The 7,665-nt window shown below is 62.7% G+C and carries 7 protein-coding genes; 2 read left to right on the top strand and 5 right to left on the bottom strand.

Annotated features, from left to right (window positions below; genetic code table 11):
- Positions 1 to 67: 67 nt before the first annotated feature.
- The 5 genes from QZZ60_RS09435 to QZZ60_RS09415 form a co-directional block, all read right to left on the bottom strand.
- Positions 68 to 832: an enoyl-ACP reductase gene (locus QZZ60_RS09435; RefSeq protein ID WP_295640827.1), complete on the bottom strand. Its 765-nt coding sequence runs from the start codon at positions 830 to 832 to the stop codon at positions 68 to 70.
- A gap of 39 nt (positions 833 to 871) precedes the next feature.
- The gene (locus QZZ60_RS09430; protein WP_295640826.1) at positions 872 to 1,777 is read right to left on the bottom strand and encodes a phosphoribosylaminoimidazolesuccinocarboxamide synthase; all 906 of its coding nucleotides are present in this window, start codon (positions 1,775 to 1,777) and stop codon (positions 872 to 874) included.
- 42 nt (positions 1,778 to 1,819) lie between these two features.
- On the bottom strand, positions 1,820 to 3,136 hold the full coding sequence (gene hisD, locus QZZ60_RS09425) for a histidinol dehydrogenase (RefSeq protein WP_295640824.1): 1,317 nt from the start codon (positions 3,134 to 3,136) through the stop codon (positions 1,820 to 1,822).
- 110 nt (positions 3,137 to 3,246) lie between these two features.
- Complete coding sequence (gene glmU, locus QZZ60_RS09420; protein ID WP_295640822.1) at positions 3,247 to 4,635, bottom strand: bifunctional UDP-N-acetylglucosamine diphosphorylase/glucosamine-1-phosphate N-acetyltransferase GlmU; 1,389 nt, start codon at positions 4,633 to 4,635, stop codon at positions 3,247 to 3,249.
- 51 nt (positions 4,636 to 4,686) lie between these two features.
- The gene (locus QZZ60_RS09415; RefSeq protein ID WP_295640820.1) at positions 4,687 to 4,845 is read right to left on the bottom strand and encodes a DUF2065 domain-containing protein; all 159 of its coding nucleotides are present in this window, start codon (positions 4,843 to 4,845) and stop codon (positions 4,687 to 4,689) included.
- Between the two features lie 177 nt (positions 4,846 to 5,022).
- Between QZZ60_RS09415 and QZZ60_RS09410 the strand changes: the two genes are divergently transcribed.
- Positions 5,023 to 5,976 carry a polyprenyl synthetase family protein gene (locus QZZ60_RS09410; protein WP_295640819.1) on the top strand — a complete coding sequence of 318 codons (954 nt, stop codon included), beginning with the start codon at positions 5,023 to 5,025 and terminating at the stop codon, positions 5,974 to 5,976.
- Between the two features lie 12 nt (positions 5,977 to 5,988).
- Complete coding sequence (locus tag QZZ60_RS09405; RefSeq protein WP_295640817.1) at positions 5,989 to 7,167, top strand: DHH family phosphoesterase; 1,179 nt, start codon at positions 5,989 to 5,991, stop codon at positions 7,165 to 7,167.
- Positions 7,168 to 7,665: the final 498 nt, after the last annotated feature.

The raw sequence follows: 7,665 nt of genomic DNA, 5'->3' as shown, positions 1-7,665 counted from the left end.
AACTATGGGGGGGGCGGGGGAGATTATCTCCCCCGATGCCTTTTCTGTCTTTTCTGCCTTTCCTCTCTTACAGAGCGGTGCTCTGGAAGCCGTTGTCGACGTAGAGGATTTCGCCGGTGACGCCGGAGGCGAGGTCGGAGGCGAGGAAGGCGGCGGCGTTGCCGACTTCGTCGATGGTGACGAGGCGGTGCAGGGGGGCGCGCTTTTCAAACATGGCGCCGATCTGGTGGAAGTCGGAGATGCCGGAGGAGGCCAGCGTACGGATGGGGCCGGCGCTGATGGCGTTCACGCGGACGTTCACGGGGCCGAAGTCGGTGGCGAGGTAGCGCACGGAGGCTTCGAGGGCGGCCTTGGCCACGCCCATGACGTTGTAGTTGGGGATCATTTTTTCGGAGCCGTAGTAGGTCATGCAGATGACGGAGGCGCCGGGATTGAGCAGGGGCTCGAAGGCCTTGCACAGGGCCACGAGGGAATAGGCGGACACGTCGAGGGCGAACTTGAAGCCGTCGCGGGAGGTGTCGAGGTAGCGGCCCTTGAGGTCGTCCTTGGAAGCGAAGGCCACGGAGTGGACGAGCACGTCCACCTTGCCCCACTTTTCCTTCACGAGCTCGGCGGAGCGGGCGATGTCTTCGTCGCTGGAGACGTCGCAGGGGAAGGTGAAGTCGCCGGAAAGTTCTTCGGAAATGGGTTCGACGCGCTTTTTGAGGGCGTCGTTCAGGTAGCTGAACGCAAGGCTGGCGCCTTCGCGACGGAAGGCGGAAGAGATGCCGTAGGCAATGCTGTGCTTGTTGGCGACGCCGAAGATGACGGCCTTTTTTCCTTCAAGAAGCATATATCCTCTCCTTTTGTGATGGTTGACTGGGGGAGGTGACTACAGGGAGCGGCCGGTGATGAGGCGGAAGGCTTCCTGGTATTTTTCAGCGGTGGTGTCGCGCACTTCGTCGGTGAGGGCGGGAGCGGGCGGGGTCTTGTCCCACACCTGGGCTTCCAGCCAGTCGCGCAGGTACTGCTTGTCGAAGCTCGGCTGGCTGTGGCCGGGTTCGTAGCCGTCGGCGGGCCAGAAGCGGGAAGAGTCGGGGGTGAGCACTTCGTCGATGAGGGTGAGTTTTCCGTCCACGATGCCGAACTCGAACTTGGTGTCGGCGATGATGATGCCGCGGCCGGCGGCGTATTCGGAAGCCTCGCGGTAGATGGCGAGGGAGGTTTCGGCGGCCTTGTCGGCCAGTTCCGCGCCGACGATTTCGCGCATTCTTTCAAGGCTGATGTTTTCGTCGTGGGCGCCCACTTCACCCTTGGTGGAGGGGGTGAACAGCACTTCGGGCAGCTTGTCGGATTCCTTCAGGCCTTCGGGCAGGCGCACGCCGCAGACGGTGCCGTCCTTCTTGTAGGACTTCCAGCCGGAACCGGCGATGTAGCCGCGCACGATGCATTCGGCCTTGAGGGGCTGGGCGCGTCTTGCGAGCACGGAGCGGCCCACGAGCTGATCGCGGTAGGGCTGGAGCGCGGCGGGATACTTGTCCACGTCGGATTCGATGATGTGGTTGGGGATGAGATGGGCGAACTTGTTCATCCAGAACAGGGTGAGCTGGTTCAGAATGACGCCCTTCCACGGGATGGGTTCGCCGAGAATGACGTCGAAGGCGGACATTCTGTCGGTGGTGACGAGCAGCAGGGTGTCGTCGTCCACTTCATAGATGTCGCGGACCTTGCCCTGGGAGTGGAGCTTGAAGCCGGGGAGACTGGTGCTGGTGATGACGGGATAGGGCAGCTGTTTCATGGGAAGACCTCGGGGGATGAAGGGCTTGGGGAATGCGGCGGATCAGCCGCGGAGTTCCACGGAACGGGCGTGCGCTTCCAGACCTTCGAGTCTGGCGAGCAGGGCGATGGAGGAGGCATGGGCGCGGGTGAACCCGGCCGAGGCCGCCACGATGCTGGTGCGCTTGCTGAAGGTCTGCACGCTGAGCGCGGAGGAGTAGCGCGCGGTGCCGAGCGTGGGCAGAACGTGGTTGGGACCGGCGTAGTAGTCGCCCACGGGTTCGGGGGAGTACTGTCCCATGAACACGGCGCCTGCGTGGCGGATGGAGGGCAGCACTTCCCAGGGGGAGGAAACGCACAGTTCCATGTGTTCGGGGGCGATGCGGTTGGCCATGTCCACGGCCACGGAAAGGTCGGGCACGAGAATGACGGCTCCCCAGTTGTCGAGGGAGGCGCGGGCGATGTCCGCGCGGGGCAGCTCGGCCACGCGTCTTTCCAGCGCAGAGGACACGCGGTCGGCAAGCAGCGAGCTTGTGGTGATGAGAATGGCGGAGGCGAGCTTGTCGTGTTCGGCCTGGGAGAGCATGTCGGCGGCCACCCATTCGGCGTTGGCGCTTTCATCGGCCAGCACGAGGATTTCGCTGGGACCGGCGATCATGTCGATGCCCACTTTGCCCTGCACGAGCTTCTTGGCGGTGGTCACGAAGATGTTGCCCGGGCCGGCGATGACGTCCACGGGCCGGATTTCCTGCGTGCCGTAGGCAAGCGCGGCGATGGACCAGGGACCGCCCACGCGGTACACTTCGTTGATGTCCAGAAGATAGGCGGCGGCGAGCATGTAGGGGTTCAGGGTGCCGTCGGCGCGGGGAGGCGTGACCACGGCGATTTCCTTCACGCCTGCGACCTGCGCGGGAATGGCGCCCATGAGCATGGAGGAGATGAGGGGCGTGTTGCCGCCCTTGCCGCCGGGCACGTAGAGACCGGCGCGATCCACGGGTTCGATCTTCTGACCGAGAATGGAACCGTCTTCGCGGGTGATGAACCAGGATTTGTCCTTCTGGGCTTCGTGGAAGGCGCGGATGTGCGAGGCCGCTTCCACGATGACGCTGCGCTCTTCGCCGGAAATGGAGGCGGCGGCGCGGGCAAGTTCTTCCTGCGGCACGGCGAGGGGGGCTTCCATGTCGGGGGCGTCGAACTGGCGGGTGCGTTCGATGAGGGCCTGATCGCCTCTTGCGCGCACGTCGTCGATGATGGCGCGCACCTGATTTTCCACGTCCTGCCCGTTGCCGTCGGCAGGGTTGCCGCGTTCGGCCAGACGCCGGAACAGATCGACGGCTTCCGCGTCGGCGGGCGATTTAATGTTCAATATACGACAAGACATTGTGTTCTCCTTGTGTTGGAGGCATGCGGCAGGCCTGTGCGCCGTCGCGTTGCAAGAATGGATATTCCGGGGGCAATAGTCAAGTTTTGCGCCGCGCCTTGCGCGCTGCGTCACTTTTTGCGTTCCTTGATGACCTGCCTGCCTCTGCCGAGGGCGAGCTTTCCGTCGGGCACGTCCTCCACGATGACGGAGCCTGCGCCCACGAGCGCGCCGTCGCCCACGCGTACCGGAGCCACGAGCGCCGTGTTGCTGCCGATGAAGCAGCCTTCGCCTATGACGGTGCGGAACTTGTTCTTTCCGTCGTAGTTGCAGGTGATGGTTCCCGCGCCGAAGTTCACGCCCGGTCCGACTTCCGCGTCGCCGAGGTAGGTCAGATGGTTGGCCTTGGAGCCTTTGCCCAGATGCGTCTTCTTGAGTTCCACGAAGTTGCCCACGTGGGCGTCTTCATCCACGAGGGCCTGCGGGCGGAGTCTGGCGTAGGGGCCGATGAGCGCGCCGCGTTTCACTTCCGCCTTTTCGATGTGACAGAACTCGCGGATTTCCGTGCCGCCGTCGATGACGGCGTCGCGGATGACGCAGTGGGAAAGAATGAGCGCGCCGCTTCGTATCACGCTGTCGCCGCAGATTTCGCAGGGGCCGAAGAGCTCCGCGCCTCTTTCCACGCGGGAGAGCGGGCTTACGCGAACGCTTTCCTTGGCGTGCAGAATCACGCCCGAAGCAAGAAGCTCCGCGTTTCTGCGTTCTTTGAGAATGTCTTCGGCCACGGCGAGTTCCGCGGGCGTGTTCACGCCCAGAAGGGCGGTCTTTTCGCAGCCAGCGCCTTCGGCCTGAATGCCGCGCACGTCCATGCCTGCGGCAAGGCCCAGGGAAACGAGGTCGGTGATGTAGTACTCTCCGCCCTTGTTGTCGCAGGAAAGAAGCGGAAGCAGACGGCGCACGGCGGGCAGGGAGAAGAGATAGATGCCCGTATTCACTTCGTGCGCCTCTTCAAGAGGCCCGTAGAGCGCGGGATCGAAGTCCTTGGCTTCCACAATGGCCTTCACCTTTCCGTCCTTGCGCACTACGCGGCCGTAGGAGGCGGCATCGTCGAGCACGAGGCTCAAAAAGGCCACGTCCGCGCCTTCTGCGGCGTCGAGAAAGTGATTCAGCACGTCCGCGGTGAGCAGCGGGGCGTCGCCGTTCACCACGAGAACATGGCCGTCGCCCTCAAGATGAGGCATGGCCGTCATGAGCGCGTGCCCGGTGCCGAGCTGTTTTTCCTGCCGTATGCACGCGGCCTTTGTGTCAAGCCGCTGCGCGATGCGTTCGGCCTCGGCAGAGACCATGTCGGCCTCGTTGCCCACCAGGGTGAACACGTTTCTCACACGGGGCATGGCGGCGAGGGTGGCCGTCACGAGCGTGAGCATGGTTTCGCCAAGAAGCGTCTGCAGCACCTTGGGCCGGGGGGAGGGCATGCGCGTGCCCTTGCCGGCGGCGAGAATGAGGGCGTCAGTATTCATGTCAGTCTCCACGCATAAAGCGTCCAGCGGCGCACACGGCCACGCCGAGGATCATGAGAAGGTGCCCCCCTTGCGCAGCGCATCCTCGGGAAGGGAAAGAAGCTCGAGAAGCGTTTCCCGTGTCTTGCGGGGCGAAATGAGCCAGGGCAGCGCCTCGAGAACGCATGCCAGACCGAGCGCGGCGAGAAAGAGGGAGAGATTGAAATTCATCGGGGCAGTATCCTAGGTATCGGGCGGATTGTAAAGAGGCTTTTTCTTCAGCCCTTCTTCCGGCTCGCCTTCGCGCGGACGAAAATGCTTGCGAAGAATGAAAAATGCGTTCAAAAGGTAGGGAAAGATTCTTTGATACGCCCGCGGGGCAGAGGTCTGAGACTTATGATAACGTTCATGTCCGTGCTGAAATACGAGCAGATAAAGGTAAACGCCGCTCTGGAAAAGGAACTTGCCGCCATGCCTGCGCCTCTGCGCGACATCGTGGGACACGTTCTGCTTGCCGGCGGCAAGCGCCTGCGCCCTCTCATGACGCTTTCTTCCGCGCGTCTTTTCGGCGCCGAGGACCCCGGTCTCTACGACCTTGCCGTGATTCCCGAGATGATCCATGTGGCCACGCTCCTGCATGACGACGTGCTCGACGGTGCGGCCACCCGCCGCGGACGCGTGTCGGCGCACGTGCTTTTCGACGTGCCGCGCGCCATTCTTGCGGGCGACGCCCTGCTTGCCGCGGCCAGTCACAAGACGGCCTCGTTCGGCATTCCCGCGCTGCTCACCTGCGTGTCGGAATCCGTGCTCATGACCGCTTCGGGCGAAACGCACGAAATTGCGCTTCAGCATTCCATGGCCCACAGTGCGGCGGAGTATGTGGACGTGGTGGCGGGCAAGACGGGATGGCTTCTTCGCGGGTCCTGCCGTCTGGGCGCGCTGTACGCCGGTGCTTCCGAAGAACAGGTGGAGGCCATTTCCGACTACGGCCTGAATCTCGGCATCGCCTTTCAGATGGTGGACGACGCGCTCGATTTCGCCGACGAGGCGGAAACCGGCAAGCCCACGGCCGGAGATCTTGAGGAGGGCAAGTTCACGCCTCCCATCATGAAGTATGTGGAATTTCTCAATCATCCCGACAGGGAGAAGTTCTGCGAGAAGTTCCGCGCAGGCACCTTCACGCCGGAGGAGAGGGCGAAGATCGCCTCGGACATACGCCGTCTCGGTTTCGATGCGGAGTCGCGGGCCATGGCCGACGAGTATCTCGACAAGGCCGAGCGCAGTCTCGAGAGCCTTCCGCAGCGCTTTGAACAGAAGATATTTCGGGAGGCGCTGGAGTTCGTGCGCAACCGAAAATCGTAGGAGCAGAAGATTATGGCATATTTCCGCGTACTTTCCGCGCAGCTTGCGCAGCTTCAGGCTCTGCTTGTCAGGGAAGAGTCGTGGGCCATACTCATCACCGCCGACCCCGACGCTCTTGCGAGCGCCATGGCCCTTCAGCGCATCATACGCTCGAAAGTGAAGAGCGTGACCATAGCCCGCACCAACGAGATCACGAGGCCGGACAATCTGGCCATGATACGGTATCTCAACATTCCCGTGGTGAAGTGGCGGCCTTCCATGAAAAAGAAGATTCAGCGCTTCGCCCTGGTGGACTCGCAGGCTCATCACAATCCGGCCTTTGCGGGGCTGGAATTTTCCGTGGTCATCGACCATCATCCCAAAACCGACGATCCGTGTTCCGCGCCGTTTCAGGACATACGTCCCGACTACGGTTCCGTGAGCACCATGATGACCGAATACCTTTATTCCGCGGGCATACGGCCGGCGAGACTTCTGGCCACGGCGCTCCAGTACGGCATACGCACCGACACGGCGACCTTCGGCCGCGGATGCACCGACGTGGATCTGCGCGCCTACCACTATTTGAGCCGCTTCGGCGACGCCACGCTCATGAACCGCATTCTGCGCAGCGAGTACATGCCCGAGTGGCTTCCCTATTTTTCGCGGGCCTTCGAGACGCTGCGTCCCTGCGGACGCGGCAGCTACGTGTGGCTCGGCAAGGTGGACAGCTCCGACATCCTCGTGGTGGTGGCGGACTTCTTCCTCAAGGTTCACGGACTGCGCTGGGTGGCCGTGTGCGGCGTGAGCGCGGGCCGGGTCATCGTGGTGTTCCGCGGCGGCTACGGCAAGATGGATCTCGGGGCCGTGGCTTCCTGCGTGTTTCCCGGCATAGGCGGAGGCGGCGGGCACAAGACCATGGCCCGCGCCGAGGCGGCGCTTGTGGACGTGCCCGTGGAGGCCCGCAGCGGCCTCGAGGAATACGTGTTTCAGCTCATCTACACGGCCGCGGAAAAAAGGCGCAGACAGCAGGCCGCGTCCCATGGCGAAAAGAAGGCCGCCCCGGAGGAATCCGGCACGGAAGAGGCCAGGCGCAGGACTGCAAAGGCTGCGGGCGAAAAAAAGAGCGCGCAGACGAAGGGAGCGGCGGAAGATGCCGTGCCTTTGCCGGAGGCTCCGGCCGAGCCCCTCGAGTCCGACGTGCAGGCGTGATTGTTCCCTTTCAGTTTTGTCGCCGGAGTAACGCGCACGCCCGTCTGCCCCGGACACACTGTACGGACGCGGGACTTGCACGGTGGCCATTTCATTTAACGGCGGAAGTAAATTCCGCCTATTCATGACCACCGGCCGGGCTCCTGACGTCGCTCGGGGCCCCAGAGCGCTGAGAGGGGCTTGTTTTGCTGCAAACGAAGGCTTGTTCGGGCGCTGAGAAACGGCAATTCTCTGTAAACAAGGGCCTGTTTGAGCGCTGAGAAACTGTGGGTCTCTGCAATCAAAGGTCTGTTCGAGCGTTGAGAAACGTTTTTTCGTGGCAATTGGAGGCTCACAAAGTCGTTGAAAAACGATTGTCCGCTGCAAACAAAGGTTTTCCAGAGCTTCGAGCCAACGCTCTCCCCTTAAAAATCTGGAAATTCCTACAAACAACACCGATGTTGCCGCGAAGCGGAACATCGGTCGGCCACGGCAGGCGGGCGCTTACATCCCGCCCCC

Origin of the sequence: uncultured Mailhella sp. (assembly GCF_905187505.1) — a bacterium.
GTDB lineage: Bacteria > Desulfobacterota > Desulfovibrionia > Desulfovibrionales > Desulfovibrionaceae > Mailhella.
Note: the sequence above shows the minus strand (reverse complement) of the source record. Positions and strands in the feature narration are given on the sequence as shown.

Excerpts from the sequence above, each read along its gene's own strand:
- QZZ60_RS09435 (WP_295640827.1), bottom strand. The coding sequence starts at position 832 with ATGCTTCTTGAAGGAAAAAAGGCCGTCATCTTCGGCGTCGCCAACAAG.
- QZZ60_RS09430 (WP_295640826.1), bottom strand. The coding sequence starts at position 1,777 with ATGAAACAGCTGCCCTATCCCGTCATCACCAGCACCAGTCTCCCCGGC.
- hisD (WP_295640824.1), bottom strand. The coding sequence starts at position 3,136 with ATGTCTTGTCGTATATTGAACATTAAATCGCCCGCCGACGCGGAAGCC.
- glmU (WP_295640822.1), bottom strand. The coding sequence starts at position 4,635 with ATGAATACTGACGCCCTCATTCTCGCCGCCGGCAAGGGCACGCGCATG.
- QZZ60_RS09415 (WP_295640820.1), bottom strand. The coding sequence starts at position 4,845 with ATGAATTTCAATCTCTCCCTCTTTCTCGCCGCGCTCGGTCTGGCATGC.
- QZZ60_RS09410 (WP_295640819.1), top strand. The coding sequence starts at position 5,023 with ATGTCCGTGCTGAAATACGAGCAGATAAAGGTAAACGCCGCTCTGGAA.
- QZZ60_RS09405 (WP_295640817.1), top strand. The coding sequence starts at position 5,989 with ATGGCATATTTCCGCGTACTTTCCGCGCAGCTTGCGCAGCTTCAGGCT.